Below are 26,973 nucleotides of genomic sequence, written 5' to 3'. Positions count from 1 at the left end.
TGCCAGCTTTATACAAGCTTTTGTCTATTTAAGTATAAATTTTCATACTTTAGCGCCGGATTTTTGACTCTTTTTGACAGGAACGAGCCATTTCACTGCACTCAGGCCCACCAGAGTGATAGCGCCCAAGACGCCAAGGCCCGTCCACAGCACCACGGCCTCCCCGTCGTTGCCAGCCACGGTCACGGCGGCCGTCGTCCAGTTCAGCGGCAAAAGGTTGGCCACTACCTGCCATACCTTGTCCACCCCGGCGATGGCCGCGGATTTCCACAGCCAGCCCACCAACGCGGTCTGCCCAATGCCAAAGAGCGCAGCGAGGATGGACCCCACGGTCATGCCGCACAGTTCGAGCAGGCCGCGCACGATAAGCGCGGAGGACAGGGCACCCAGGAAGAGCGCCCCGCCGGCGGCCACGGCGGCGATGGGGGTAAGGCCGATGGATAGGACGTAAAGCAGGATCTCCCCGATGGCCACCGCTGCCAGCGATCCGCCGAGGACCATCAGCCACGGGCGGAATCCCAGTTTCCACGCCACACCGGCGGCGGATCCGGCCAGCAAGACGAGCGCGGAAATGAGCATGGCGATGACCGGGCTCAGCTGGCGCGCATCCTCGCCCGCCGCCACGTGCGCGGGAGGCAACGAGCGCTGCACCTCGCCCAGGTTCGATTGGTTTTGTTCTGCCATGCCGGTGAGCTTGCCGGCGCCATCGTCAAGCTTGCCCACCCCATCGAGTGCCTCATCCACGCGGCTATTAAGCTCCGCGATGGACTGGTTGAGCTGCTGCGCGCCAGCCACGGCCTGGTTGATGCCATCGTGGTAGGCATAGCCATTTACCGCCAGCTGATTGGAGAGATCGCGCGAGCCATCCTTGAGCTTCTTCAACTCCCCGGTCAGGGATTCATCGAGGCGGAAATTTTCCACCTGCTTGCGCAGATCCCCCAGTTGCGAGCGCACTTGCTTCGCTTCCTTGGAATCATTTCCCTCCAAATCGCGCACCGTGCCATCGATGGCCTCCAGGATTTGGCCTTGGACGGCTCCCAGGCCCACGACCTGGTCGACGGCCCCGCCAACGGTATTGGCCAGCTCCGTCGCCCCTCCGCCGAGGGTATTCGTCCCCGACTGCAGCTGGTTCAGCCCCGCCACCAGCTCTTGCGAACCGCCAGCGAGCTTGTCGACGCCCTCTCCTAGCTCGCCCGCGCCCTTATCCAGCTCGCTGGTGCCCTTGTTCAACCGGTCCGCCCCGGATTTCAAGATGCTGGCCTGCGCCTGGGCGCGGCTGGCGGCCTCGGCAGCTTCCTTGAGCTCTGGCGATGCCGAATTCGCCTGCGGTGCGCCATAAGGCTGCGCGGCGCTCGACCACGCGTGCGCCGGCTCCCACTGCGACCAGGTCGCCACTGCGGTACCAACGATAAGTGGTACGGCGAGCAATACGAGCAATAAGAGCGTGCGCCACCGCGAGGAACTCGCGGACGCAGTAGACGCGGTCGAGGCAAGGCTTTTGGTCATGCTAGTAACCTATCGCTGCAGGTCATTCCCTTTCTGCAGGCGCGCCGATCCCCGCGCATAACAAAGAGAATCTACTATTAAGACATGCCTATCCCCCCGAAAATCCGTTCTCTCCCGCACGCTAGCCTGCGCGGCCGCGTTTCCGCTGAGCATGGCACTGGTGTCCTGCGCCGATGATGCCGATAACTCCGCCAACCCTAGCGAGCCCCAATTTTCCGATGCCGTGGCGCAGTCCAGCTCCAGTTCCAGCTCGAACTCCAGCGCTACGAGCTCTCCGGAGCCAACGACGGCTACTACATCCGATGCCCCAGCAACCTCGCCCGCACAGACGCACGCGCAGCAGCCCATCCCGCAAGAGGTCACGGTCACCACTACTGCCAAGCAAGCAAAGGGCGATTGCTCACCAGCATCCTTTGCTCCCCTAGCCCCCGATATGAGCAATATTGTGGTGCTCGATTGCGATGGCACTTGGGCACACTTTGGTCAAAACCAAACAGATTGGCTCGTATGGGCCCACTTTGTCGATGGCGCATGGACGGTCATCCGCCCGATTGGCCAAGCCACCTCGGGGATGAGCGAGCCGTGCTATGACGTGGATAAATGGCTTAACCAGGGCGCGCCTCAATTCGTTGCAGACGATATGCGCCGCTGCAACTAGCCCAGCGTAAAAAATCACAAAAGCCGCCTTCGGCCAACTGCCCCAGTTCACAGCAGATAGTCGAAGGCGGCCTGTGTCTTATGCCTCTAAGAAGCAGTACAAGCGCAGCGGCGGGCTACTTCTTTTCAGCGAAGACCTCGCGCACGCGCTGGCCCAAGTCCGGGTGGACGTTGGTCCAGTACTGGTACACGCGCTCTTCGGTTTCTTCGGAAACGCCGGCCATCGCGTTGGTGATATTGGTGACCAGGCGCTCCTTGGCGGCGTCGTCGTAGACGTTTTCGTACAGGTCGCGGGCCTGCACAAAGTCATCGTCTTCCGCGTGGCGCACGTACGGCGCGCGGACCAAGTCCTGGCCGTGGGGATCCGGGTTCACGTAGAGGTCCGCCGCGGTGGTGGTCTCGAGGTCCTCGCGGTTGTTGACGGAGGCATCGTCAAGCACGCCCGCGCCCTTCGCATGTCGGTTGGGCGAGTACACCGGATCCTCTGGAGCATTGTAGAAATACTGCATTGGGCCCTCATGCTCGTAGGTATTGACCTTCTCCGCATTGCGCGGCTGGTTGACCGGCAGCTGCTTGTAATTCGGCCCGATGCGGTAGCGCTGCTGATCGGCGTAGGCAAAGACGCGAGCCTGGAGCATCATATCCGGGGACAGGCCAACGCCCGGCACGATATTGGAGGGATCGAGTGCAACCTGCTCGATCTGGGCAAAGAAATTGCGCGGGTTGCGGTTGAGTTCAAAGTAGCCCACATCGTGCAGTGGGTAGTCCTTCTTGGACCAGACCTTGGTCAGATCGAAGGGGTTGAAGCGGTAGTCCTCAGCCTCCGCAAGCGGCATGATCTGCACCTTGACGTCCCAGATGGGGTAGTTGCCCTCTTCAATGGCGTTGTAGAGGTCCGCGCGGTGGCTATCCGGGTTCTTACCGGCTTCCACGGTGGCCTCTTCATCGGTGAAGTTCTCTACGCCCTGGCGGGAGATGAAGTGGTACTTCACCCAGAAGGCCTCGCCGTCTTCGTTGACCCACTGGAAGGTGTGGGAACCGTAGCCATTTTGGTGGCGGGTGGTCTTCGGGGTACCGCGGTCACCCATCAGGTAGGTCACCTGGTGGGCGGATTCCGGGTTGCGGGTCCAGAAATCCCACTGCATATCGGCATCGCGCAGGCCGTTGGAACCCAGGCGCTTTTGGGAGTGGATGAAGTCCGGGAACTTCATGCCATCGCGCAGGAAGAATACCGGGGTGTTATTGCCCACAATGTCGAAGTTGCCGTCTTCGGTGTAGAAGCGCAGGGCAAAGCCGTGCACGTCGCGCCAGGTATCCGGGGAGCCCTGCTCGCCGGCGACGGTGGAAAAACGGCCCATCATCGGGGTGACGGTGCCCTTCTGGAAGACCTTGGCCTTGGTGTAGGCGGACACGTCTTCGGTGATGTGCAGCTCACCGTAGGCGCCGTGGCCCTTGGCGTGCGGGGTACGCTCAGGCACGCGCTCGCGGTTGAAGTGGGCGAGCTTTTCAATGAGGTGAATATCGTTGAGCGCGACCGGACCCTGGGGGCCGGCGGTCACGGACGTGTTCTCGGACGGCACGGGCTGGCCGGACGGACGGGTCGTGGTGCCCTTACCTGCGGGACGCTGTCCCTTGTTCAGGATGTCATCAGCAGTGGAATCAGTCATGGTATGTCTTTGCCTCCTGGCAATCAGTCGATAATTTGGGGTCAATTATCAATCACGGACAACCCATAGTTTACTACGTTTAACGGCGCCGCGCTACTTTGCGCGCGCATGTGTTGATTGCTCGTGCCCCAGCCACCGCAACCTTGGATAAGAAATCCAGGAGCTACTGGTAGATTCATTCAGGTGACCCACCACTCCGCAGCAGACGACGCCCGCGTCACCGAGCTCGCCCTCCGGGCTGGGCGCGGCGACCGAGCAGCGCTTACGGAGTTCATCAAGGCCACCCAGGATGACGTCTGGCGCCTGCTCGCCCACCTGGGCGGCCCCGAAATCGCCGACGACCTCACCCAAGAGACCTACCTGCGCGTCATCGGCGCCTTGCCGCGCTTTGCCGCCCGCTCTTCCGCGCGCACCTGGTTGCTCTCGCTGGCCCGGCGCGTCTGGGTGGATAATATCCGCCACGACATGGCCCGGCCCCGCAAATCCGCCACGCAATACGAGGACGCCATGAGCTCCGCCGCGGAAAATTCCGGTTCCTGGAGCGATTGGATCGATGCCCGTGCGCTTATCGATGCCCTGCCAGCCGACCGCCGCGAAGCCCTCATCCTCACCCAGGTGCTGGGCTATACCTATGAGGAAGCGGCCAAGATCGCCGGGGTGCGCGTTGGCACCATCCGCTCCCGCGTGGCGCGCGCCCGCAAGGACCTCATCGAGGGCGCAAATTAATACCCCCGAATGTTCGAGCGCCTAGACGTATACTTTCGCCGCAATACTTATCAAAGTGCAGGTACTTAGGGCAGCGCAGCGGGCGCATGCGGCCTGAGGGCGGGGTAGAAAAATACTAAAGTGACGCGATTTCAGCTGTGAAGTGACGGGTGAAATGTGATTCTATTAGATACACACACGTGATAAATCGACCGTCGATCCGGGCCCGCGCGTTCCCAAAGCCGGGCCCGGCGAGTGTGAGTAAGAGAGTTTCTCCCCTCATGATTAAACGCGCAATCGGAATTTCCATGGCGTTTATTGGCGTCGTGGTGGGCGCAGGCTTTGCCTCGGGCCAAGAAGCCATGCAGTACTTCGTAGCTTTCGGTGAATGGGGCCTGTGGGGCATCGCCCTCGCCGCCGCCCTCATGATGGTCACCGGCGTGTCCATCCTGCAGCTGGGCTCCTATTTCCAGGCGGTGGAACACACCGCTGTCTACAACAAGATCGCTTCACCAGTCACCGCCAAGATCTTGGACTGGTCCACGCTGATTACGCTGTTTTCCATCGGCTTCGTCATGTTCGCCGGTGGTGGCTCCAATATCAACCAGCAATTCCCCAGCATCCCCGTGTGGGTCGGCGGCACCGTCATGCTGATCCTCGTGCTGCTGGTGGGCCTTATGGATGTGGACCGCGTTACCCGCGTCATCGGTACCATCACCCCGTTCATCATCGTCTTCGTGGTACTGGCCACCGGCTACACCATCCTTACGGCCGATGTGGACTTCGCATCCCTGAATACCTGGGCCATCGATAACGTCAATACCTCGCTGCCTAACTGGTGGCTCTCCGCCCTGAACTACACCGGCCTGAACGTCATGACGGCCGTGTCCATGTCCATCGTCATCGGCGGTAACTTCCTAGATAACCGCGCCGTGGGCATCGGTGGCCTCATCGGTGGTTTCCTTTACCTCATCCTGCTGGCCCTGCTCGTCTTCGCCCTCTTCTTCGAGGCCAAGGACGTCAACGGCGAGGACATGCCGGTCCTGAAGCTGATTACGGGCATCCACCCAGTTCTTGGCATCTTGATGACCTTCGTCATCTACGGCATGGTCTTTAACACTGCCATCGGTATGTTCTACGCGCTGGGCAAGCGCCTGACCCGCAATAACCCACAGCGCTTCTACCCCGTATACGCCGCATCCTGCATCATCGGCTTCATCCTGTCCTTCATCGGCTTCCAGTCCCTGGTCAGCAACGTCTACCCCATCCTGGGTTACCTCGGCCTACTGATGATTTTCGTGATGGTTTATAACCGCATTAAAAACCGCGGCATGCTTGCCGATGAATCCGATCGCCGCATGCGTGCCCACGATCTCGTCGCCCGCAAGCTCGACCCTCGCGAGCGCTTTACCAAGAAGAATGAGCGCGAGCTGCGCATGCTAGCCGCAGCATCCAATATGGGGACGCAGGAATTTATCGATCACCTCGCCGAGGATATCCACGAGGAGCTCGAAGAGGACGATGAACTCGACTACGACCGTTCAGAGCCCGCACCTTCCGTCACCTACGTCCAGCACACGAAGCCGGAAGTACCTTCCGTCGACAGCGACTTGGACTTTGGCAAGAAAGACGAAGACTAAGGTTTAAGCGCCACTAAATACAATTCGGCTCCTCCTTCCCGCGGTGGGAAGCGAGGAGCCGATTTTTCATATTGCAAAGCGCCGGGCAAGGCTTCGCAGCTCTGCCCGGCGCGGTGGTACCTTGCGGCTATACCAACAGTTCTGCGATCTGAATGGTATTAAGCGCAGCGCCCTTGCGCAGGTTATCGCCGGAGACGACGAGCACGAGGCCTTTATTGTCATCTACCGTCTGATCCTGGCGGATGCGCCCGACCAAGGAATCGTCCTTGCCGGCGGCAGCGAGGGGGGTGGGGACATCGGCAAGCGTCACGCCTGGGGCATCGCTCAGAAGCTCGGTGGCTTGCTCCGGGGTGATGGGCTTGTCGAACTCCGCGTGGATGGTCAGGGTGTGGCCGGTAAAGACGGGGATGCGCACACAGGTGCCGGCGACCTTGAGGTCCGGCAGGCCGAGAATCTTGCGGGATTCATTGCGCAGCTTCTGCTCTTCGTTGGTCTCATTGCTGCCGTCATCGACGAGGTTGCCGGCAAAGGGCAGCGCGTTATAGGCGATGGGCGCAACGAAGGGCCCCAGGTCCTCATCATCGAGGCCGGAACCATCGTGGACCAGGTTCACGTTGTGATCACCCACGCTGTAGACCTGCGCGGCGAGTGTCTGCACGCCCGCCAGGCCGGAGCCGGATACCGCCTGGTAGGACGATACGTGCAGCTTATTGAGGCCGGCGGCATCGTGCAGGACCTTCAGCACCGGCATGGCGGCCATGGTGGTGCAGTTCGGGTTGGCGATGATGCCCTTCGGCGTGTTCTTCGCCTCCTCAGGGTTTACCTCCGATACCACGAGCGGGACCTCCGGGTCCTTGCGGTAGGCCGAAGAATTATCCACCACGGTAGCGCCCGCGGCAGCGAAGACCGGGGCCCACTTCTCAGAGGTGGACCCGCCCGCGGAAAATACCGCGATATCGACATCGGCCACGGATTCTTCGGTGACCTCGGCCAAGTCCTCCACTTCGATCTGCTCGCCACGAAATTCCAGCTCGGTTCCGGCGGAGCGGGCAGAGGCGAAAAAGCGCACCTTATCCGCCGGGAAATTGCGTTCTTCCAAAATGGAGCGCATCACGCGGCCGACCTGGCCGGTGGCGCCGACGACTGCAACGGTAGTCATTGTCTTCCTCTTTATTTGTTCTGGTTTAGCGTCCGGTTCCAGCATAGACGGTGGCTTCTTCCTCGCCGCCGAGCTGGAATTTATCGTGCAGGGCGCGCGCCGCCTTCTCTAGGTCCGCTTCGCGCGTCAGCATGGAGATGCGGATTTCGGAGGTGGAAATAAGCTCCATATTCACTCCCACATCGCGCAGGGCCTCGGTAAAGTCCGCCGTCACGCCGGGATGGGACTTCATGCCGGCGCCGACGAGGGAGACCTTGCCCACTTGGTCATCGTAAAGCACATTGGACCAGCCGCCCTCAGACTGCAGCTTGCTCAATAGCTCCATCGCGCGGGGGCCATCGGCGCGCGGGCAGGTGAAGGTGATGTCGGTGGTGCCATCCTCCAAGGAGGAGACGTTTTGCAGCACCATGTCGATATTGATCTCCGCATCGGCGATGACGCGGAAAAGCTTCGCGGCCTCGCCCGGACGATCTGGGATGCCCAGCACGGTTACCTTCGCCTCGGATTTATCAGTTGCTACACCAGTAAGTACTGCTTCTTCCACGGGGATATCCTCCATCGAGCCGGTCACCAACGTGCCGGGGTCATTTGAATAAGACGAGCGAACTCGCAACGGAACATTGAAAGCGCGGGCGTATTCCACGCTGCGCAGGACCAGAATCTTGGATCCTACGGCGGCCATTTCCAGCATCTCTTCAAAAGAGAGCTTTTCTAGCTTTTGCGCATCCGGAACGATGCGCGGATCGGCGGTATAGACGCCATCGACATCGGAGTAGATTTCGCACACATCCGCCTTGAGCGCCGCCGCCAGGGCGACCGCGGTGGTATCGGACCCGCCGCGGCCCAGCGTGGTCACATCGCGCGAGTCCTTATTCACGCCCTGGAATCCGGCGACGATGCAGATCTGTCCATCCTCTAGGGCCTCGGTCAGGCGGCCGGGGGTGACGTCAACGATGCGCGCATTGCCGTGGCGCTCGGTGGTGAGCACGCCCGCCTGGGAGCCGGTAAAGGATTGGGCCTTCGCGCCCAGAGACTCCACCGCCATGGCCACTAGCGCATTGGAGATGCGCTCGCCGGCGGTAAGGAGCATATCCATTTCGCGCTGCGGGGGAACGGGATTGACTTGCGCTGCAAGGTCGAGAAGCTCATCGGTGGTATCCCCCATTGCGGAGCACACCACGACGACATCATTGCCCTGCTTTTTAGTGGCCACAATCCGCTCCGCTACCGCGCGGATGCGATCTGCGGATTCGAGGGAGGAGCCGCCGTATTTTTGAACGATCAGGGCCACGGTGTGGTTGCCACCTTTCGTTTTAAAAGGCACTCCTGGGCGCAGGCGCGCCACAGAAATACCTGTCGGACACTAGTCAAATTCCTATGCTACCCCGCAAGGCGCTACACCTCATCATAATTCCGAAACAATACTTTTATTTTATTCACACCCACCCCCGTGCGTGCGCGAGGCGGCGGGGCGGGGGCGGCATCGATAAGCAAAATGCATCTCCGTCACTTTTTTACTAGCGTTGAGCGGGTGTTAAGCAACTTCCTGGCCGTATTCTTCGCGCTCGCCTCCGCGCTTACGGTTGCTTGGGGCACGGTCGTTCGCCACCGCATCGCCCTTGAAGCAGACGATTCAGTCATGCGCTCCGCCATGACCAACCCACTGTGGTGGGTCGGCACCGGCGCGGCCATACTCGCCTACGGCCTCCAGGTCGTCGCCCTGGGCTTTGGTACCTTGCTGGTGGTCCAGCCCATTTTGGTGCTCTCGCTCATGTTTACCCTGCCGCTTTCGGCCTGGTATGCCAAGCGCCCCATGCCCGTGCACGAGACCTTCTGGTCCATCGCGCTCACGGTGGCGGTCGGCGTGATGGTGGTCTACGGCCGCCCCGTTGCCGGCAATCCCCGGCCCGAGTGGAGCCAGTGGTGGCCCGCGCTGCTATTGGGCCTGGCCACCCTGGTCGCGTTGGGCGTGGCCGGCCATAAATTCCGCGAGCAGCGCCCGCTTGCCCTGGGCACTGCCTGCGGCGTCATCTATGGCTTCGTCGCGCTGCTCTCTAAGGCCGTGGTGGACATCTTCACCCACGAGGGCTTGAGCGTCTTGGTGGGCAGCTGGCAGTTCTACGGCCTCATCGGCCTCGCCCTGACCGGCACCGTCGTGCAGCAATACTCCTTTAACGCCGGCCCGCTGGCGCAGTCGCTGCCGGCCATGACCATCTTCGAGCCCATCGTCGCCTTCGGCTTGGGCTATATGGTCTTGGGCGAGAAATTCCTCATCGATTCCACCGCCGGCTGGCTCGTCATGATGGCCGCGCTCGGCGTCATGATCGCCGCGACCATCATTTTGTCGCGCAACCCGGTCAGCCAGCGCAGCTAGATGGCCCACTCGAATACGGCCAGCATATAGGCCGAAAACCAGGCGCCGAAGAGCACCCAGGCACCCACGCTTGCCGATGCCCCCTTCTTGCCCACCCACGGCACCAAAACCACCGCTGCGGGCAGTAAGAGGCGGGGACGGGAGTGCATGATGCCATCGGAAAGCAGCACATTAGCCATCAGCACCGCGGCAAACAGCCAGGCAGGAAGCGGCAGGCGCCCCCAGGCCAGCAGCAGGCAAATGGGGGCGGCGATGATCACCGCGGCACTGAGGAGATACCCGCCATTCGTGGCGCTAGACAGCGTCTCCGCCACCCAGGACACCGTCGCCCGGCCGCCGTCGAAACCGGAATTCCAGTGCTTTTCCTGCAGGCCAAAGTAGCCGCCGGCGCCGGATAAATGGCGATTGACCCACAAGATATAGCCGGCTAGGGGCAACGCCGATACCGCCACGCTCAGCCAAGCCCACCAGGTGCGCCACGCCTTAAAGAGCACCATAAGCGCGAAAACCACGATGAGATTTACCGCGGTAAGGCGGACGAAAGAGGCAAGAAAAATCAGCGCCCCGGCCGCAATCCAGCGCTGATCGTGCAGCATCACCACTGCCCAGATCGCGAGCGCGCCGAAGAGCGCCTCCGTATATGGCATGGCAAAAACGATGCTCATGGGCGCGCTGGTAACCACCGCCGCGCCGAGCACCTGGCCGCGCGTGCCCAGCCCCATCTGCCGGGCCAGCGCCATAACGCCCGCCGCTAAGGCGATGGTGAAAAAGAGGTTGAGGACCATCGCCGTGCCCGCAATATCCGTACCCAGCAGGTTGCTGACTGCGCGCACCACCAGCGGAAAGCCAGGAAAGAATGCGAGGGTCGTTTCATCCGCCGGGGCATAACCCGCCCGGGCGATGCCCACGTAGTAGTTGGCGTCCCATTTATTCAGCAGCCCCCACAGGGAATCGCCCTGCGCCGCGGCCATCGCCGCGAGCACGCTGAGGCGAATCGCCGTGCCTACAACCGCCACGAGCGCAGCATAAAACCAGCAGCGCAGCGTGGACGTCACCGTGGGGCGGCGGGTGGTAGGAGCGGTAGGCACACCAGCATGGTACGCCACGGGCCCGCGCGTCCCGCTGAATGAAATATGTTGCCACGCAGTGAGATTCTCTGTAGTGTGACCGGTATGACATTGCGGAACGACCTACTCCTTATCTGCCGCGGCGGGATTTCGGCCTAAACCTACGGCCAGCGCCCCGTCGCGGAGTCTGGCAATCCTTAGCCCAGCTGGCCGTCGCACTTCCCGACACCAAACACATTAAGGACACCGCACCCCATGTCTCCCAACGATTCCTTCATCAGCGCACCCCGCGAAATCACCACCCCTGCAGGCCCTCCCCGCGAGGGACAACCCGCCTGGAATAAGCAGCGCGGCTCCTCCATGCCGTTCGAGCGCTACCAGCCCTTCGCCGTAGAGGTCGAGGACATCGACCTGCCGGACCGCACCTGGCCGAGCAAGAAGATCACCCACGCCCCGCAGTGGTGCGCCGTGGACCTGCGCGATGGCAACCAAGCGCTGATCGATCCCATGAGCCCCGAGCGCAAGCACCGCATGTTCGACCTGCTGGTGCAGATGGGCTACAAGGAAATTGAGGTGGGCTTCCCGTCCGCCTCCCAGACGGACTTCAACTTCGTCCGCGAAATCATCGAGGGCGATAAGATTCCAGAGGACGTCACGATCCAGGTCCTCGTCCAGGCCCGCGAGCACCTGATCCGCCGCACTTTCGAGGCCTGCGCCGGCGCCAAGAACGTCATCGTGCACTTTTATAACTCCACCTCGAAGCTGCAGCGCCGCGTGGTCTTCCGCAAGGACAAGCCGGCCATCAAGAAGCTGGCTACCGATGCCGCCGAGCTCATCAAATCCATCGCCGCCGACTACCCCGATACCAACTGGCGCTGGGAGTACTCCCCTGAGTCCTTTACCGGCACCGAGCTGGATTTCGCCCGCGAGGTCTGCGATGACGTGGTCGACATCATGGATCCGAGCCCCGAGAACCCGATGATCATCAATCTGCCGTCCACGGTGGAGATGATTTCGCCGAATGTCTACGCCGATTCCATCGAGTGGATGGACCGCAACCTGGCCCGGCGCGATTCCATCTTGATTTCGCTGCACCCCCACAATGACCGCGGCGAGGGCGTTGCCGCCGCCGAGCTAGGCTATATGGCCGGCGCCGACCGCATCGAGGGTTGCCTGTTTGGCAATGGCGAGCGCACCGGCAACGTGGACCTGGTGACCTTGGGCCTGAACATGCTCACCCAGGGCGTTGACCCCCAGATCGACTTCACCGATCTGCCCAAGATCCGCGAGACCGTGGAGTATTGCAACCAGCTGCGCGTTCCCGAGCGCCACCCCTACGGCGGTGAACTGGTCTTTACCGCGTTCTCTGGCTCGCACCAGGATGCCATCAATAAGGGCCTGGACGCGCTGGCCGCAACGGTGCGCCCGGAGGCCAATTCCACCGACGTCAGCTGGGAAGAGCTGCGCGATGCCATCTGGGAGGTTCCCTACCTGCCCATCGACCCGAAGGACGTGGGCCGCGATTACCAGGCCGTTATCCGCGTCAACTCCCAGTCCGGCAAGGGTGGCGTCGCCTACATCATGAAGACCGACCACGGCATCAATATGCCGCGCGCCATGCAGGCGGAGTTTTCCACCGTCGTGCAGGAAATCACCGATACCGAAGGCGGCGAGGTCAATTCCAAGAATATGTGGGACATCTTCGCCACCGAATTCCTGGACCGCACCACCCCGCTGCAGCTGGAATCGTTCGAAATCGACAATATTTCCGCCGAAGATACCGATGCCACCGTCACCGCCACCGTGACCTACAACGGCAAGGAATCCGAGGTCACCGGCACCGGCAATGGTCCCATCGCCGCCTACGCCAATGCGCTGGAGTCCTTGGGCATCGATTTCGATGTCATCGATTACTCCCAGCAATCGCGCTCGGCCGGCGATGATGCCGAGGCCGCCTGCTACATTGCCGCCGACGTCAACCAGAACAAGGTCTGGGGCGCGGGCATCGCCGCTTCCACGACCCGCGCCTCCATCAACGCGATTACCTCCGCAGTAAACCGCGCGTTGGCCTAACGCGGGCGCGGCCGGGCATGGTAGAAGATCGACTATGCCTTCTTCTACCTACCTCATCCCCCACCGCGGCCTCGGCGCGGTGCAGGCCTTGCCCATTCACGGTGCATCGGTGAAGGGCACGGAGGAATTCACCGTCACTCTGGCTCCCAGCCAGGAGGGTGGTTTAAGCGTGGAAACCCAAGAACAGATAGGCACCATTAGCGCCGCGGACCGCGCGGAATACCCCGAGATCGACCTGCTTTTTCGCGCCGGTCTCACCCCGGCCGCCACGGCCCAGCCGCATGCCGATGGCCACGTCACCCTCCTGCTTCCCCGCCCCGGACTCTGCCTGCCGGCGAATAATCCGCCCGGCGGCCCCTATACGATGCTGGGTTACGCCCCGCCCATCGATATCACCGATCTCCCCGCGGACCTCGATATCCCCGCCCAGGCCCGAATGCATGTGCTGGTCAACCTGGTGCCTTCTACCGACGCCGTCGACGTCTTCTTCGGCCCTAAATTCCTCACCACACTGTCCCCGGGTCCCTCGCTGCCCCCGCTTGCCGATGCCCCCATCCTCGCCCACGCCTACCACGCCCCGCGCGGCAACGATCGTGTGCTGAGCATCTACGCCGGCGACCCGCTGCCCACCTCCAACGAGGACTCCGTGGCAGTTGCCACCCCCACCACGCAGGCGGCGACCGAGACCTTCGAAACCAGCAGCTTTCGCGCCGTCACCGCCACCCCGGAGCCCACGCGCCACACCGGGTGGTGGGTCACGGCCATAGCCCTAGTCGCCGTCGTGGCGCTGGTGACCGTATTCATCGTCGCGGTTTAGTGTCCACTAAACCGGATTAGGCAACGAAAAGGCCCGGCGCGCCCTGTCCCGCCACAGGAATTCCGGGATACTAGACTTAGGTTGATGAATAACACACCTGGCCCCTCCCCACGGTCGCCGCAGGCTCCCTCGCCGGCGACTATGGCGTCCCAGCATGCGGCTAGGACCCACGCCCAGGCGTCCCCTCACTCCGCAGCCGACTCCGCCAATCCTGACGCCGACCCCGCGCAGCCGGGCCCGCGCCGGTCTCGGCCGCGCCGCGCCGTCCGCCCCTCCGGCGGGCCGGCGAAGCCGAAAACCCCGGCCGACACAGCCGCTTCGGACGCTCCAAGCCCCACAGCATCCGAGGCCTCCGCATCCAGCGCGGACAGCGCGCCGCAAAAGCAGCCGGAAAAAGCCGAGACCGTCACCAAGCACCCCTACGTGGCCCTCACACTGCAGACCACGGGCATCCACCCCTCGACCGGCCGCATCGTCACCATCGATGCGGTGGCCTTCGATAATGCCGGCGATATTGGCCAGCGCTTCCACGCCGTGCTCAAGCCGGATATCGACGCCGGCCCGCACCACCTCCACGGGCTCACCGTCGCGGATATCGAGCAAGCACCTGCCTTCAGCAGGATCCTTAAATCGCTGGATAAGCTTATCGATGGCCGCACCCTCGTCGTCCACGATATCCCCTATACCTGGGGCTTTATCGTCGCCGAGGCCCGCCGCGCCATGATGACCGCCGCCCGCCAAAACCGCGCGCGCAATCGCGGTCGCAATAAGGGCAAGCGGCGCCGCCAAAAGGTCGGCCACATGCCCGCCCCGGTGCGCATCATCGATACCTTGGCCACCTCGTATGCGCAGGGCGTGCGGTCGAATGATGTGCGGCTGAGGGGCGTCGCTAAGCAGAATGGCCTGGCTGCCGATCCGAAGGCAACGGTGGAACGCGCCCGCCGCCCGGAGCAGGAGACCTCGCGCGAGGAGACGGAGCTGCTCATCCAGCTCTACCAGCACCAACAACGCGGCCCGGTGCGCAGCTATGCCCCAGACGATGTCCGCGCCGACCGCTTTGGCCTGCAGCGCTCGCACGTGCGCGTTGATGCCGCCGAGGCCCCCGTGCAGCACCACAACCCCGGCAAATACGAGCCCGGCAAGGAACTGCGCCGCGGCATGGAAATCGTCGTGGCCCCCGAAATCCTGGAGGACCCGGATACGATTATTTCCGCCCTCATGCGCGAGGAGCTGAACTATTCGGAAAAGCTCACCCGCGAGGCATCGCTTGTCGTGTGCAACGTCACCACGGATCTCGTGGGCAAGGCCATGCACGCCCAGCGCAAGGGCATCCCGCTGATGTCTGATGCCGCGTTTCTCGATGCCCTCACCCGCATCGAAGACCCCACCACTGCGCGGCGCCAGCCCCCGCAAAAAAGCGGTGGAAATAACCAGAGCAAGAGCCAGAAGCGGCGGCGCAGGCGCGGCGGGCGCGGCCGGGGGCGGCGAAATTCTGGCGGCTCGGCGCCCAAGAACAACGCCTAGGCCGCTTCCCCGACTACCCTAGGGGGCATGAGTTTTTCAGTCCCGGGTGCCTTGAAGAAGTTGCGCACCACCGCCGCGACATCCGCCGCGAAGCTGGCCACCACCGCTTCCCGCGCCACCGGCCGGGGCGCCGGCGGAATGATCGGCGGCCTTATCGCCAATGCCATTGATCCCTCCATCATGACCAACCTGGGCGGCGGGCGCCCGGCCGTGCTGGTCACCGGCACCAACGGCAAGTCCACCACCACCCGCATGCTCGCCGCCGCGGTCCGCGCCGAGCACCAGGTCGCCACCAACGACGGCGGCGATAACATGGACGCCGGCATCATCTCCGCGCTCATGGCGGGCAAGGACGCCTCGCACCTCGTCCTCGAGGTCGACGAGCTGCACGTGCCGCACGTTGCCGATAACCTCAACCCGCAGGCGCTCGTCCTGCTCAACCTCACCCGCGATCAGCTCGACCGTGTCGGCGAGATCAACAAGATCGAACGCGCCCTCCGCGGCGCCGTGGAGGCCCACCCGGACATGCTGGTCATAGCCAATTGCGATGACGTGCTCATGACCTCGGTGGCCTATGATGCCAAGAACGTCATTTGGGTCTCCGCCGGCGCCGGCTGGCTCGGCGATTCCGTCACCTGCCCGCGCACCGGCGGCCACGTCGTGCGCACCGAGGATGACTGGTACGCAGTAAAGCCGCTTGCCGATGGCCGCGAGTTCCGCCGCCCGCAGCCGACATGGGGCATCGACAAGCATGGCGTCATTACCCCCACCGCAAAGCGCCCGCTGAACCTGGCGCTGCCGGGCCGCGCCAATCGCGGTAACGCCGCGCAAGCCATCGCTGCGGCCGTCGAGGGCTTTGGCGTGGACTTGGATCGCGCTATTGCCGCGGCCGAAAGCATCGATGACGTCGCCGGCCGGTATTCCACCATCCACTGGAAGGGCCGCGAGATTCGCCTGCTGCTGGCCAAGAACCCCGCCGGCTGGCAAGAGGCCCTGTCCATGGTGGACCGCAGCGCCGATGGGCTGGTCATCGCCACCAACGGGCAGGTTGCCGATGGCATCGACATGTCCTGGCTCTGGGACGTGAAATTCGAGGGCTTTAACGGGCTCAGCGTCAAGGCCGCCGGTGAGCGCGGCACCGACCTTGCCGTCCGCCTCGTCTACGCGGATATCACCCACGAGCTCATCCCGGACCCCATGGATGCGCTCGCCGCCTGCCCCGAGGGCCGCATCGAGGTCCTTGCCAATTACACCGCCTTCCGCGATCTGAAAAAGGCCCTGTCCAAGGAGGCTAATAATGCTTAATATCGGCCTAGTGCTTCCCGATGTCCTCGGCACCTACGGCGATGACGGCAACACCCTCGTGCTGCGCCAACGCGCCCGCATGCGCGGCCTCGACGCCGAGATTCACCCCATCCGGCTGGGCGAACCCGTGCCCGAGACGCTGGATATTTATACCATCGGCGGCGGCGAAGACACCGCGCAGATTCTAGCCGCAGAACACCTCATTGCCGATGGCGGCCTGACCCGCGCCGCCACGTCCGGCCGCCCCATCTTGGCCATTTGCGCCGGCTTGCAGGTCCTGGGCGAGTCCTTCCGCGCCTCCGGACGCATTATCGACGGCGTCGGGCTTATCGATGCCACCACCGCCGGCATGCAAGACCGCGCCATCGGCGAGGTTTCTTCCGCCCCTACCGGCGCCGGCGTGACCGCAGATCTCACCGAGCCGCTCACCGGCTTCGAAAATCACTTGGGCGCGACCATCCTCGGCCCGTCCGCCCAACCGCTGGGAACCCTCACCCGCGGTAACGGCAACGCCGACCGGGCCGCCACCGAAGATCTTGCCGATGGCTCCACCCAGCGCACCTACGAAGGCGCCGTGCAGGGCAGCGTCATCGCCACCTATATGCACGGCCCCGCCTTGGCCCGCAACCCGCAGCTCGCCGATCTGCTTCTCGCCCAGGCTATGGGCGTCTCGCTCGCGGATCTCGATCCGCTGGACATCCCCGCGGTCGACCGCCTGCGCACCGAGCGCTTCAACGCCGCCGAGCCGCCGCGCTCCCAGCGCTAAACCTGTGGATAACTTCGCCAATTCTCGGCCCTCACGACCCAAAAGGGCCGATTTGAGCCAAGTTATCCACAGGCCGGGCTCGGCCGCCTTGTAGCTCCCAGTCCCCAACCCTAGGCTGCGGGGCATGACGTTATTGGAGCAGCTGGGGGACATCGCCAAGCGCGGCGTAGACCTGATTGAAGAGGCCTACGCCGCCGCTGACCTGCCCCTGCCTGCGGACCAAGCGCGCGAGCTGCGTCGCACCGCCGAGGCTTTCCTCGCTCCCACCAGCCACTCGCGCTATCAACGCCGCGCCCTAGCCGCCGCGCGCCGCAACGAGCACAGCCTGGCCACGCTCGCGCTCATCGCGCGCCGCTCCCGGCGGGTGAAGAATCCCACCGAGCGCTGGCGCTTCCGCGAAACGCTGTGCGCCACCGCCGGGACCACCGCCGAAGTGTCCCGCGCCGCCACCCGCCTGCTGCGCGACATCGCCCCGCCACCCGAGCGCGAAGACGGCGGGCGCCGCATCCTGCACGGCGAGAAAACCACGCTGAGCTTTACCGGTCCCGCCGCCGAAATGGCCGATATTTGGGCCGCTGCGAAGGATAATCCCCTCGCTTGGCTCACCGGTTCCCGCGCCGTCGCGCCGGCCAGCGTGACCACCAATGTCATCATCGAGCTGCCGGATTACCTGAAGATCCTGCGCGGCGAGGGCTCCGAAGTCCGCCTCGCCATGACCAACGGCGCCACCATCACCGGCGCCGACCTTATCCGCCGCACGCTCGCCGGCGCCGGGCTTTTCACCCTCATCCACCCCGAGGAAGGCCCCGTCAACCTCTACCGCGCCCGCCACGCCTCCGCCAAGCAGCGCCGCATGCTCGAGGCCGAAGGCGCGCGCTGCGCCTGGCCCTCTTGCAGGCGCCCCGCCGCCGAATGCCAAGCCCACCACATCTTCGAATACGCCCGCGGCGGCCACACCCACCCGGCGAATATGTGCCTTTTGTGCCCGTACCACAATTCCATCAATGGCCTTCCGGGGCGCGGGCGGATGGCGCGTATCAACGGGCGCATCGCCTGGCTGCCGCCGCATCCCCGCCACGCGGACCGCCCAGCCCACCCGCCGGGTTCCGCTGCACCGTCACATTCGGCTTCGCCGCCTGAGCCGAATGCGCCTCCCCCAGTCTTCACCGGCCGGGCGCCACGCGGGCCAACCACCGCAGTACCCTAAACCCCAAGAAACAGAGCGGCACCGCGGTCGGTGCTGCGGACTCCTAAATGGTCAAGCGCCCCGAAAGCGCACGGGACAAAGTGAGCTCGTCCACGAACTCCAAATCGCCTCCGAGCGGCATGCCGGAGGCCAATCTGGTGATCTTTAAATCGGGGAAGTCCCGCAATAACCGCACCAGGTATGCCGCGGTGGCCTCGCCCTCCGTATTTGGATCGGTGGCGAGGATGACCTCGTGGATGGTGGGGGTATCGTCGTAAAGCGGGGCTTCTGGCGTGGAATCCGCCAATTCCCTATCCGGCAGCACCCCACCCAAGCGCTGGAGGAGCGTGGAAATATTCAAATCCTTCGGCCCAACATTGGCCAGCGGGTCCAGCGCACCGCCGAGGACGTGGTAGCGGCCCTCGTACTCACCCGTGCGCTCGATGACCTGGATGTCCTTCGGCTCCTCCACAACACAAATGGTCGAGGCGTCGCGCTGCGAATTGATGCAAATCCGGCACACATCCTCGCGCGAAATATTGCAACAGATGCGGCAGAAAGTAACGCCGTCGCGCACGCCGCCTAAGGCATTTTGCAGGCGCTCGATATCCTCCGGTTCCATGTGCAACACATGAAACGCGATACGCTGCGCCGACTTCGGGCCGATGCCCGGCAGGCGCGAAAACTCATCAATGAGGTCCTGCAGAGGTCCTTCAAACACCACAACTCCCAAAATTACGTCAAGGCCGCGGCCCCACTATCGGGACAACGGCCTTTTTAGAATATCGCCCAGCTAGAAATTGCCGCCGAACATGTCATCCATCGACGGTCCGCCCTGGCCGCCCATGCCCTGCGAGAGGGGACCAATCTTTTCCTGTGCCAGCTTGCCCGCAGCGGCGTGGGCATCCTTAAACGCGCCCATCACCAGGTCCTGCAGCGTATCGATGTCCTCCGGGTCAACCACGGACTTATCAATCTGCAGGTCTACCAGCTCGGCGCCACCGGTCATGGTCACCTTAACCAGACCATTGCCCGCGCTGCCCTCAACGTTGGTGGCCAGGATTTCTTCCTGCGCCTTCTGCAGCTCGGCCTGCACCTGCGCGGCCTGCGCGATGAGGTCATTCATGTCGTTGGGTTGTGGGGTGGAATCTTGTTCAGCCATAGCTTTCGTCCTTTCTCAATAGCTTTGCTACCGCCCGAGTCTACCGTGCCACAGTCCTAGACACGGCGAGCGCCTAGTTCCTTTTCCACGAGCTCCATCGCCACCTCGGTGGCGCTGCGGTGGTCCATTTCGCCTGCGGACTGCGCGGCTTCGACCATGTCGCGTTCTTCGTCATCGCGGGTATAGGCCGGCGGTTCTTCCGGCGGCGGCTCGTCCGCGGGGCCCTCCGGCTCAGGCGGCAGCGGCACCCCGTTGCTAAATTGCGGCGTGCGCGCGAATTCCTCATCGCGCTGCTTCGCCACCTCGCTTGCCTTGGCGATGCGCGAGCGCCAACCAGGCTTACTCTCCGCCTCCTTATCGTCGCTGGGCTCCCGCTCGGGCGCGTTGGGGTTCCATTCGGGTTTAGCTTGCGGGGCCTGCGGCGCATCGAAACCGGCGGTCTTCGGGTCCGTGCCCACTACGCAATTGACCTCAATATCACGCTGGAATTCCTCCCGCAGCACGTCCACGATGACGGAATTATTCGCCGGCGCATTGATGCGTTCTGCCAGCGCACCGGTGGTATGCCCCAACGTCAGCGTATTATCGCGGAACCCGAGCACGCGGGCTTCGGCAAGCATGATTTCAGCAACCTTATTACGCTTGCCGACGCTCCCCCTCAGCTCCACCCATTTCCTCTTCACCGCATCCACGAAGTCACCGTCATCGCCGCTTGCCGATGCCCCCTGCGCCTGCTGTTGTTCTCCATGGTCTTGTTGCTGCCCCTCCGGCTGCGCTGGCGCCTGCGCTGCCTGGGTCTGGCTCTGCCTCTCCGACTGCGCTGTCGCCGCCGGCACCGGCTTCTCCAGCGGCTCCGCCTGGCCGTTGCCGCGGGCTGACGCATTCTGCGGAACCTGACGCGCCTGACCCCATGGATCCGCGCCATCGTCAGTTTTTACGTCGTCGCCTGCTCCAGCAGGCGAAGCGTCCTTTTCAGGCACATCGCTAGACTGCGAATCCGTGGACTGCTGCTCAGGCCGCCCAGCCCAATCAGCCTGCGCCGATTGCGCATGCTCCGCGCTCGGTTGTTCTTGGGACAACTCAGATCGTCCCTGATTCTCAGCCCCTGTCGACTCCGTTTGCGCTGGCTGTTCATGTTGCGCCGCCGGTGCTGGCTGCGCAGACTGCTCATCCGGGGTGGCCTGCGCCGACTGCGCGGCGCCCTCATGCTCGGCACGCGATTGCTGCACCGTTGCCTCCGGTTGAGACGATGGTGACGGTGATGTCGATTGCGTCCCCTGTGCCTCGGTGCCAGCGGCCGCTTGATTTGATTGTTGTGCAGGCACCTCTGAGCCAGTAGGGCCCGTGGCGGCCTGGTTTTGTCGTTGCTGTGGCTCCGCCGGTGCGGTGGAGCCCGGAGCAGGCTGGTTTTGCTGGGCCTGGGACTTTGCGCGGCGCCGCGCGATGATGGCGGCCGCTGCCGACTGCGGGTCTTGGGCCCCCGAAAAGGCGGGGCCGTTTCCCGCAGAGGGTGCCGCCTGGCCCGATTGTCCTGGCTGCCCTGACTGCGCTGCCTGCGCCGATTGTGCCCCTTGGCCGGCCTGGTTGGGCTGGCTTGCCTGTGCGGATTGCGGGGCGCCGCTGGGTTGGGCGGCCTGAGGCAATTGGCCTGGCTGGCTCGCGGCGCCCAGAGCTGCACCCGGCGCCGCGCTGGACGAGGTACCGATGAGCAGGTGTGCGCACATGATTTCGAGCAGCAGGCGCGGCGAGGTGGCCCCGGTCAGATCGCTGATGCGGTCATTGACGGTGGAGGCAAGGTAGGTCAGCTGCGGTCCGGAAAAGCGCTGCGCTTGGGCGGTGAGCACCTCGGCGCGGTCGGTAGGCGCGGAAACCAGGCCGGCATCGATGGCGTCCGGCACGGCCTGCAGGATCATCAGGTCGCGCAAGCGGTCGAGCAGATCCACGGCGAAGCGGCGCGGGTCGTGGCCAGCCTCGATGACGTTGTCGATCTGCGCAAAAAGGCCGGCCTTGTCGTTTTCGGCAAGGGTGGCGATGGTGTCATCGAGAAGCGTGACGTCGGTAACGCCCAGCAGCGGGCGCGCAAGGTCATAGGTCAGGCCATCGGGGCCCGCACCAGCCAAAAGCTGGTCCAGTAGCGACAAGGTATCGCGCGGGGAACCGCCGCCGGCCTCAATGACCATGGGATAGACGGCGTCTTCAACCTGCACGCCCTCAGAGGCGACGGTCCTTTGCAGCAGCCCCTTCATCGCGGGCGGGGTAAGCAAGCGGAAGGGATAGTGGTGCGTCCGGGAGCGAATGGTGCCGATGATCTTTTCCGGCTCCGTCGTCGCAAAGATGAAAATCACGTGCTCCGGCGGCTCTTCAACCACCTTGAGCAGCGCATTGGCACCGGACGGGGAAATCATGTGCGCCTCGTCGATGATGAAGATGCGATAGCGCGATTCCGCCGGCGCATAGTAGGCGCGGTCGCGCAGCTCACGCATGTCCTCCACGCCATTGTGCGAGGCGGCGTCGAGCTCCGTCACGTCCAGGTTGCCCGGGCCGCCGGGCGCGAGTGACACGCACGAATCACACTTGCCGCACGGCGTCGAGGTGGGCCCGTGCTCGCAGTTGAGCGAGCGGGCCATAATCCGCGCCGAAGACGTCTTACCGCAGCCGCGCGGGCCGGAAAAGAGGTAGGCGTGGTTGATGCGCCCCGCGTCGAGGGCGGCAGATAGCGGCGTGGTGACCTGCTCTTGCCCCACGACCTCGGCAAACGTTGCTGGACGGTATTTCCGGTATAAAGCCACGGTTAGCCAGTTTACCGGCTAACCCTCGCGCGACCAGTCCAGCAGGTCAATGCCCTGCTCGGCCACAGCCTCTTGCAGCTTGCCGACGCCCTCTTCCACCCCAAACGCATATTCCGCATCCGTCAGCATGACCAACTGCAGCACGAGCGTCAGGCGGTCATCCTCGCGGTATTGCGGCGTCTGCCCGCCCCAGAGGTACGGGGCGATGAGCAGCCCGTGGTGCACGGACGGCTCGCCGGGGAGATCAAGAAGCGATGGTAGCAAGACGCCGGGTTGCGCGGGCAAGAGGCCGCCCGCCTTCTCCAGCTTCGCGGCGGCAGCCCCCACTGCAGCGGCGACTTCGGGCTGGCCCACGCGCGCTACAGTGACGAGTTCGCAGCGCACATCTAGGCCTTCGGCATCGCTGCGCAGGCCGGTATCGACGTCGTTGAAGGTGGTGGTGAGGGCGAGGGATTGGGCATCGGCAAGCGTGGCTAAACCCAGCCTGCGCCCGTCGACGTACCGGAACTCCAGGGGAGCCGGGATGACCTCGCTGAGCCACACGGCGGATTCGTCGGCGTTGATTTTAGCCCTCCGCCTTTTCGATGGCCGCCAGGAGCACGCAGGTGGCAACGCCGTCGATGGCTTCCTCGATTTCCTCCTGCGGCGGCAGCGACACCGCAAGGCGGATATTGCGGTCATTCTCATCGCGTCCGTGCGGGTAGGCCGCGCCCGCCTTGGTGAGCACGATGCCGGCGTCCTTGGCCAGTTCCCACACGCGGGTGGCGGTGCCGTCGACGACGTCCATGGAGATGAAGTAGCCGCCCGCTGGGTCGGTCCATTCCGCCACGCCGTACTCGCCCAGGCGCTCATCCAGGATGCGGCGCGCGGCGGCAAACTTCGGCGCCAGCAGCTCGGCGTGGCGGCGCATCAGCTCGCGCACGCCGTCCGCGGAGCCGAAGAACTCGGCGTGGGCGAACTGGTTAATCTTATTCGGCCCAATGCCGCGGATGCCCGCGTGCTCCAGGTACCAGTCGAGGTTCTCTGCCGAGGAGCCGAAGAAGCTCACGCCGGAGCCCGCGAAGGTGACCTTGGAGCTCGAGGACATGGCCCAGAAGCGGTTGGGGTGCCCGCCCTGCTTGGCGATGTCCAGAACCGGCAAGACTTCCGGAAACTCCTCTGTCAGCGTGTGTACTGCATAGGCGTTATCCCACACGATGCGGAAGTCGGGCGCCGCGGTATCCATTTCCGCCAGGCGGCGGGTCTTTTCCTCCGAAATGAGTACGCCGGTGGGGTTGGAGAACATGGGGATGAGCCACATGCCCTTGACCTGTGGGTCCTGGGCGAGCTTAGCGATGGCCTCGACATCCGGGCCGTCGTCTTCCATCGGCACCGTCACCAACTCGAAGCCGAAGAGCTCCGTGATGGCAAAGTGCCGGTCATAGCCGGGAACCGGGCAGATCCACTTGACGGTTTCTTCCTCGCTCCACGGGCGCGGCGAATCATTGGTGCCGAAGATATAGGACCAAGAAATCAGGTCGAACATGATGTTGAGCGAGGAGCTATCGCCTGCCAGCAAGAGCTCTGGGTCAATATTGATTAACTCGCCCCACAGCTCACGCAGCTTCTTCACGCCCTTCAGGTTGCCGTAGTTGCGCAGGTCAGCGCCTTCAGAATCGGTGTAGTTTCCCTCACCCGGCAGCGATAACAGCGCGTTGGAGAGATCGAGCTGCGCCTTCGATGGCTTGCCACGGGTCAAATCCAGCTTGAGGCCCTTTGCCTTCAGTCCCGCATATTCTTCGCGGACTTTCACGGCAAGTTCTGCCAAAGCGGACGATTCCAGAGTGAGAAGCGACATTAGTTATGTCTTACCTTCCGTAGTGTGGTGCGACGTTTAGCCACCAATACTAACGCACCCTGCACAAAAAAGGGACCCCGCGCACCCGTCAGAGCCTCCTGACCCTTGCTGCATTCCTGCCCTGGGGGAGTTCAGAGGATGGACGCCACGCGGAATCCTGTCTTTACCTTAACGCCCACGGCCCGCATAAGCCAAATACACCGCCGCCCGACATCGCTTGGGGCGAGGCGGAAGGCTGTGGGGGCATCGGCAAGCGGCAGCAGTTCGGTGAGCGCCGGGTCCTGCCCTACCGAAACCCAATAATTGCCCAAAAATCGGCACTGACCAGGCGATTGGCATTCTAATTGCCACGGCTGCTAATGTTTCTTCTCGGAGGATTCGACTAGCGGCCTATGTCACACGCCTGGAACGCGTGCGGGGTTCACGCCCCTCGTGGGTTCAAATCCCACATCCTCCGCCACTGGAAATCCCGGCTCGAAAGAGTCGGGATTTTCACATATCTACAGCCTGCTTGTTTAATCCGTGAAAACCCGTCAAAATAGAGATAGTTCCTTTCCCCATAAATTATCTCACTAGGACGCTCTCCCCATGGACTATGTCTTGGCTCTCGGCGAAAACCCCGATTTTCCTTTGTGGCTTCGCGCGACGCACCTCATCAACTTTGTACTCATCGGCATGCTCTTGCGCTCTGGGCTGGAAATGCTTTCTTCCATGCCGCGCCTGTGGTGGCGCAATGACTGCGCCCCTGGCACCGAATGGCTGCGATTTACCAAGCGCAAGCTGCCCAAGGAAGAGGGCGTGTATACCTCTTTGATGGACGAGCTTTCGTGGTCGCCGCTGGTGACCCTGCCGGGCCGCGAAAACGTGGGCCTCGGCCGCCACTGGCATGGCCTTTCGGTCATGCTGTGGGTCCTCAATGGCCTGGTATATGTCGTGCTGCTCTTTGCCACTGGCCTGTGGCAGCGCCTCATCCCCACGTCCTGGGACATCATCCCGGAGGCCTGGGATACCTTCAAGGTCTATATCAGCCTCAGCGCCCCCGGCATCGAGCACTTCACGCCCTACGATGCCCTCCAGCAGCTTGCCTACGCCTTCGTCATCTTCATCGTCGCGCCCTTCATGATGGTGACCGGTCTGGGCATGTCGCCGGCCATCCGCGTGCGCTTCCCGTGGTTCGTGAAGATGTTGGGCGGGCACCAGGGCGCGCGGTCGCTGCACTTTATCGGCATGGTCTTAATGTCCGCGTTCATCCTGGTCCACGTGGTGCTGGTCTTCTTCGTGCACCGCGAGCACAACATGGTCCACATCGTCTTCGGCGACGTCTCCACCGAGCGCTACATGCAGGCCTTTACCACCGTGGTCATCACCATCGTGGCGGTCATCATCTTCTGGATTGCCCTGTCCTACTGGACCTTGGCAGACCGCGCCCGGGCGCATAATTTCTTGGTCTCGTTCACCGAAATCGGCCGCAAGCTTTCGCTGAATCACTTCCACCCGCGCAAGCCCAAGGAGACCAAGGACTCGCCGATGCCCATTTCCTCCTTCCACTGGACCAACGGCCTGCCGCCGACGGAGAAGGAGTCCCCTGAGTGGACCGAGTACAAGCGCAATGGCTGGCAGGATTACGCCATTACCGTGGCTGATGATGTCAACGGCACCGAAAAGACCGTCACCCTTGAGCAGTTGCGGGAGCTGCCGCAGACGTCCTACATCGCCACGCATACCTGTATGCAGGGGTGGTCGGCGACCTCCAAGTGGGGAGGTCCCAAGCTTGTCGATGTCCTCGAGCTACTCTGCCCCCGCCCCGAAGGCGCCAACTACGTGCTTATCGAGTCCTATGGTTTGGCGCAGAAGATGTACGATAACCGCCCGCGCGAGCCTTTCTACGCGGCCTTCGATGTCGAAACGGCGATGGAGGATCAGTCCATTTTGGCTATTTCGCGCAATGACCAGGACATCGATCTGCACTTGGGCGCCCCAGTGCGCGCCCGCGTGGAGTCGAACCACGGGTATAAGGCCGTGAAGTGGGTATCGCGGATTGCCTGGATTGGTGATTACGCCGACTACGGCGATGGCCGCGGCGGCACCCGCGAGGATTCCGCGCTCCAGGCCTTCAACGGCCGCATCTAGCATCGAAGGATTAGAATCTGTTTCTATGACTGATAAATCTTCCGTCACCGAAACCCGCATCGCCATCGAAGGCGTCCGCAACGACAATGACGTACGCAAGTGCCTGCAAAAGCTCTACGGCATCTTTGCCGATACGGGAATGGGCCAAGCCACCTTCGAGATGACCGGGGAGGCCACCGCGGATGTCGTCATCAAGCACTCCGAGTCCGTCACGGTGAACCCAGAAGTCATCGATGCGGCGGTGCGCAAGGCGGGGCCGTACCGCCTCGCCTAGTCGATGCGCGGCGGCTCGTAGCCGTCCTCTTTAAGCCACGCGATATGCGGTGGGGTATTCATGCCCCACTCGCTGCGCGCCCAGGCAAAGGTCTGGCGCACCTCGGCCTCGGAATAACCGCCATCGCGCAGGTACTGCCGGAAGCCATTCGGCCCGGAATCCTTGATCCAGAGCCAGACGTAGTCGTCGAGGGAGTCATCGGCAAGCAAGCTTTCTAGGCCCGCCGGAACGAACTCGCGCTCGGCGCGCACGCGGTCCGCCAAGTCCTCATCGAGGAAATCGTAGAGGTAGTCCATCGCGTCCTCGAGCTCGGCATAGTGTTGTGGATCCATGGG

General features: G+C 63.2%; 23 protein-coding genes, 1 tRNA gene and 1 other RNA gene. 13 read left to right on the top strand and 12 right to left on the bottom strand.

Annotated features, from left to right (window positions below; genetic code table 11):
- Positions 1-42 precede the first annotated feature (42 nt).
- Positions 43-1,506: a hypothetical protein gene (locus HMPREF1287_RS09415; RefSeq protein WP_023016580.1), complete on the bottom strand. Its 1,464-nt coding sequence runs from the start codon at positions 1,504-1,506 to the stop codon at positions 43-45.
- Positions 1,507-1,657: 151 nt separating this feature from the next.
- On the opposite strand from HMPREF1287_RS09415, the gene HMPREF1287_RS09410 reads away from it, so the two are divergent.
- The gene (locus tag HMPREF1287_RS09410) at positions 1,658-2,164 is read left to right on the top strand and encodes a hypothetical protein (protein WP_023016579.1); all 507 of its coding nucleotides are present in this window, start codon (positions 1,658-1,660) and stop codon (positions 2,162-2,164) included.
- 115 nt (positions 2,165-2,279) lie between these two features.
- On the opposite strand, the gene HMPREF1287_RS09405 is transcribed toward HMPREF1287_RS09410, so the two are convergent.
- A complete protein-coding gene (locus tag HMPREF1287_RS09405) occupies positions 2,280-3,830 on the bottom strand; it encodes a catalase (protein WP_023016578.1) in 1,551 nt (516 codons plus the stop codon).
- A gap of 183 nt (positions 3,831-4,013) precedes the next feature.
- Between HMPREF1287_RS09405 and HMPREF1287_RS09400 the strand changes: the two genes are divergently transcribed.
- Complete coding sequence (locus tag HMPREF1287_RS09400; RefSeq protein WP_005276476.1) at positions 4,014-4,556, top strand: RNA polymerase sigma factor; 543 nt, start codon at positions 4,014-4,016, stop codon at positions 4,554-4,556.
- A gap of 260 nt (positions 4,557-4,816) precedes the next feature.
- Positions 4,817-6,175: a membrane protein gene (locus HMPREF1287_RS09395; RefSeq protein ID WP_034653345.1), complete on the top strand. Its 1,359-nt coding sequence runs from the start codon at positions 4,817-4,819 to the stop codon at positions 6,173-6,175.
- 127 nt (positions 6,176-6,302) lie between these two features.
- On the opposite strand, the gene HMPREF1287_RS09390 is transcribed toward HMPREF1287_RS09395, so the two are convergent.
- Both HMPREF1287_RS09390 and HMPREF1287_RS09385 read right to left on the bottom strand, forming a co-directional pair.
- On the bottom strand, positions 6,303-7,334 hold the full coding sequence (locus HMPREF1287_RS09390; RefSeq protein ID WP_023016576.1) for an aspartate-semialdehyde dehydrogenase: 1,032 nt from the start codon (positions 7,332-7,334) through the stop codon (positions 6,303-6,305).
- A gap of 25 nt (positions 7,335-7,359) precedes the next feature.
- On the bottom strand, positions 7,360-8,625 hold the full coding sequence (locus HMPREF1287_RS09385; protein ID WP_023016575.1) for an aspartate kinase: 1,266 nt from the start codon (positions 8,623-8,625) through the stop codon (positions 7,360-7,362).
- A gap of 240 nt (positions 8,626-8,865) precedes the next feature.
- Between HMPREF1287_RS09385 and HMPREF1287_RS09380 the strand changes: the two genes are divergently transcribed.
- Positions 8,866-9,708, top strand: coding sequence for a DMT family transporter (locus HMPREF1287_RS09380; RefSeq protein ID WP_034653341.1), 843 nt, complete (start codon positions 8,866-8,868; stop codon positions 9,706-9,708).
- On the opposite strand, the gene HMPREF1287_RS09375 is transcribed toward HMPREF1287_RS09380, so the two are convergent.
- The gene (locus tag HMPREF1287_RS09375; RefSeq protein ID WP_232218861.1) at positions 9,705-10,796 is read right to left on the bottom strand and encodes a hypothetical protein; all 1,092 of its coding nucleotides are present in this window, start codon (positions 10,794-10,796) and stop codon (positions 9,705-9,707) included. The two genes, HMPREF1287_RS09380 and HMPREF1287_RS09375, sit on opposite strands and share 4 nt — an antisense overlap.
- A gap of 234 nt (positions 10,797-11,030) precedes the next feature.
- Between HMPREF1287_RS09375 and leuA the strand changes: the two genes are divergently transcribed.
- From leuA to HMPREF1287_RS09345, 6 genes are all read left to right on the top strand, one after another.
- Entirely contained in the window at positions 11,031-12,848 is a 1,818-nt protein-coding gene (gene leuA / locus HMPREF1287_RS09370; protein ID WP_023016573.1) for a 2-isopropylmalate synthase, read from the top strand.
- A 34-nt stretch (positions 12,849-12,882) separates the two neighbouring features.
- The gene (locus HMPREF1287_RS09365) at positions 12,883-13,665 is read left to right on the top strand and encodes a hypothetical protein (RefSeq protein WP_023016572.1); all 783 of its coding nucleotides are present in this window, start codon (positions 12,883-12,885) and stop codon (positions 13,663-13,665) included.
- Positions 13,666-14,088: 423 nt separating this feature from the next.
- On the top strand, positions 14,089-15,189 hold the full coding sequence (locus HMPREF1287_RS09360) for an exonuclease domain-containing protein (RefSeq protein WP_369707508.1): 1,101 nt from the start codon (positions 14,089-14,091) through the stop codon (positions 15,187-15,189).
- A gap of 27 nt (positions 15,190-15,216) precedes the next feature.
- Positions 15,217-16,494, top strand: coding sequence for a MurT ligase domain-containing protein (locus HMPREF1287_RS09355; RefSeq protein ID WP_005280819.1), 1,278 nt, complete (start codon positions 15,217-15,219; stop codon positions 16,492-16,494).
- Complete coding sequence (locus HMPREF1287_RS09350) at positions 16,487-17,260, top strand: type 1 glutamine amidotransferase (protein WP_023016570.1); 774 nt, start codon at positions 16,487-16,489, stop codon at positions 17,258-17,260. The genes HMPREF1287_RS09355 and HMPREF1287_RS09350 overlap by 8 nt, the downstream gene beginning before the upstream one ends.
- 124 nt (positions 17,261-17,384) lie before the next feature.
- Positions 17,385-18,467, top strand: a complete 1,083-nt coding sequence (locus tag HMPREF1287_RS09345) for an HNH endonuclease signature motif containing protein (RefSeq protein WP_023016569.1) — start codon at positions 17,385-17,387, stop codon at positions 18,465-18,467.
- Positions 18,468-18,510: 43 nt separating this feature from the next.
- Here HMPREF1287_RS09345 and HMPREF1287_RS09340 read toward each other — a convergent pair whose 3' ends face one another.
- From HMPREF1287_RS09340 to ffs, 6 genes are all read right to left on the bottom strand, one after another.
- Positions 18,511-19,167, bottom strand: a complete 657-nt coding sequence (locus HMPREF1287_RS09340; protein ID WP_023016568.1) for a recombination mediator RecR — start codon at positions 19,165-19,167, stop codon at positions 18,511-18,513.
- Positions 19,168-19,239: 72 nt separating this feature from the next.
- Positions 19,240-19,608 (bottom strand): YbaB/EbfC family nucleoid-associated protein, encoded by a 369-nt coding sequence (locus HMPREF1287_RS09335; protein ID WP_005276451.1) that lies wholly within the window; start codon positions 19,606-19,608, stop codon positions 19,240-19,242.
- A 56-nt stretch (positions 19,609-19,664) separates the two neighbouring features.
- Positions 19,665-22,397 carry a DNA polymerase III subunit gamma and tau gene (locus HMPREF1287_RS09330; RefSeq protein WP_034653335.1) on the bottom strand — a complete coding sequence of 911 codons (2,733 nt, stop codon included), beginning with the start codon at positions 22,395-22,397 and terminating at the stop codon, positions 19,665-19,667.
- Positions 22,398-22,415: 18 nt separating this feature from the next.
- The gene (locus HMPREF1287_RS09325) at positions 22,416-22,940 is read right to left on the bottom strand and encodes a suppressor of fused domain protein (protein WP_023016566.1); all 525 of its coding nucleotides are present in this window, start codon (positions 22,938-22,940) and stop codon (positions 22,416-22,418) included.
- Between the two features lie 22 nt (positions 22,941-22,962).
- Complete coding sequence (locus HMPREF1287_RS09320) at positions 22,963-24,234, bottom strand: aminotransferase class I/II-fold pyridoxal phosphate-dependent enzyme (protein WP_023016565.1); 1,272 nt, start codon at positions 24,232-24,234, stop codon at positions 22,963-22,965.
- Positions 24,235-24,299: 65 nt separating this feature from the next.
- Positions 24,300-24,396: signal recognition particle sRNA small type (gene ffs, locus HMPREF1287_RS12270), an RNA gene on the bottom strand.
- Between the two features lie 209 nt (positions 24,397-24,605).
- Between ffs and HMPREF1287_RS09315 the strand changes: the two genes are divergently transcribed.
- The 3 genes from HMPREF1287_RS09315 (at position 24,606) to HMPREF1287_RS09305 (ending at position 26,638) form a co-directional block, all read left to right on the top strand.
- Positions 24,606-24,694 (top strand) — tRNA-Ser (locus HMPREF1287_RS09315).
- A gap of 128 nt (positions 24,695-24,822) precedes the next feature.
- The gene (locus HMPREF1287_RS09310) at positions 24,823-26,364 is read left to right on the top strand and encodes a molybdopterin-dependent oxidoreductase (protein WP_023016564.1); all 1,542 of its coding nucleotides are present in this window, start codon (positions 24,823-24,825) and stop codon (positions 26,362-26,364) included.
- A gap of 25 nt (positions 26,365-26,389) precedes the next feature.
- Positions 26,390-26,638, top strand: a complete 249-nt coding sequence (locus HMPREF1287_RS09305; RefSeq protein WP_023016563.1) for a hypothetical protein — start codon at positions 26,390-26,392, stop codon at positions 26,636-26,638.
- Here HMPREF1287_RS09305 and HMPREF1287_RS09300 read toward each other — a convergent pair.
- Entirely contained in the window at positions 26,635-26,970 is a 336-nt protein-coding gene (locus HMPREF1287_RS09300) for a hypothetical protein (protein WP_005276440.1), read from the bottom strand. The genes HMPREF1287_RS09305 and HMPREF1287_RS09300 overlap by 4 nt on opposite strands.
- Between the last annotated feature and the right edge of the window lie 3 nt (positions 26,971-26,973).

Origin of the sequence: Corynebacterium sp. KPL1986, assembly GCF_000477975.1 — a bacterium.
Classification (GTDB): domain Bacteria; phylum Actinomycetota; class Actinomycetes; order Mycobacteriales; family Mycobacteriaceae; genus Corynebacterium; species Corynebacterium accolens.
The sequence above is the reverse complement of the archived record's forward strand: the minus strand, read 5'-3'. Positions and strand labels throughout refer to the sequence as shown.